A 1,383-nucleotide genomic window follows, 5' to 3' on the forward strand; every position below is an offset into this window, starting at 1 on the left:
GTGCGACGAAGCAATCGGAAGTGGTTCCAAGAAAAGCCTCTAAGCTTCAGTCATACGAGACCGTACCGCAAACCGACACAGGTGGGCGAGATGAGTATTCTAAGGCGCTTGAGAGAACTCGGGAGAAGGAACTCGGCAAATTGGTACCGTAACTTCGGGATAAGGTACGCCCTAGTAGTTTGACCACTTTACTGTGGAAGGATGAACGGGTTGCAATAAAATGGTGGCTGCGACTGTTTAATAAAAACACAGCACTCTGCAAACACGAAAGTGGACGTATAGGGTGTGACGCCTGCCCGGTGCTGGAAGATTAAATGATGGGGTGCAAGCTCTTGATTGAAGTCCCAGTAAACGGCGGCCGTAACTATAACGGTCCTAAGGTAGCGAAATTCCTTGTCGGGTAAGTTCCGACCTGCACGAATGGCGTAACGATGGCCACACTGTCTCCTCCCGAGACTCAGCGAAGTTGAAATGTTTGTGATGATGCAATCTACCCGCGGCTAGACGGAAAGACCCCATGAACCTTTACTGTAGCTTTGCATTGGACTTTGAATCAATCTGTGTAGGATAGGTGGGAGGCTTTGAAGCGGGGACGCCAGTTCTCGTGGAGCCATCCTTGAAATACCACCCTGGTTCATTTGAGGTTCTAACCTTGGTCCGTTATCCGGATCGGGGACAGTGCATGGTAGGCAGTTTGACTGGGGCGGTCTCCTCCTAAAGTGTAACGGAGGAGTTCGAAGGTACGCTAGGTACGGTCGGACATCGTGCTAATAGTGCAATGGCATAAGCGTGCTTAACTGCGAGACCGACAAGTCGAGCAGGTACGAAAGTAGGACATAGTGATCCGGTGGTTCTGTATGGAAGGGCCATCGCTCAACGGATAAAAGGTACTCTGGGGATAACAGGCTGATTCCTCCCAAGAGTTCATATCGACGGGGGAGTTTGGCACCTCGATGTCGGCTCATCACATCCTGGGGCTGTAGCCGGTCCCAAGGGTATGGCTGTTCGCCATTTAAAGTGGTACGTGAGCTGGGTTTAAAACGTCGTGAGACAGTTTGGTCCCTATCTGCCGTGGGCGTTGGAAATTTGAAGGGGGCTGCTCCTAGTACGAGAGGACCGGAGTGGACGAACCTCTGGTGTACCGGTTGTCACGCCAGTGGCATTGCCGGGTAGCTAAGTTCGGAAGAGATAACCGCTGAAAGCATCTAAGCGGGAAACTTGCCTTGAGATGAGATTTCCCGGAGCCTTGAGCTCCTTGAAGGGTCGTTCGAGACCAGGACGTTGATAGGCTGGGTGTGGAAGTGCAGTAATGCATTAAGCTAACCAGTACTAATTGCCCGTACGGCTTGTCCCTATAACCTTGGTAGTCCAAGGTCGAGTACA

At 51.6% G+C, this 1,383-nt stretch carries 1 rRNA gene; it reads left to right on the top strand.

The window, feature by feature from the left end:
* A 23S ribosomal RNA gene (locus ABIB42_RS25875) occupies positions 1–1,354 on the top strand; the annotation flags it as partial.
* Positions 1,355–1,383 lie beyond the last annotated feature (29 nt).

Source organism: Massilia sp. UYP32, from assembly GCF_050434365.1.
In the GTDB taxonomy this organism is placed as follows: domain Bacteria; phylum Pseudomonadota; class Gammaproteobacteria; order Burkholderiales; family Burkholderiaceae_D; genus Telluria; species Telluria timonae.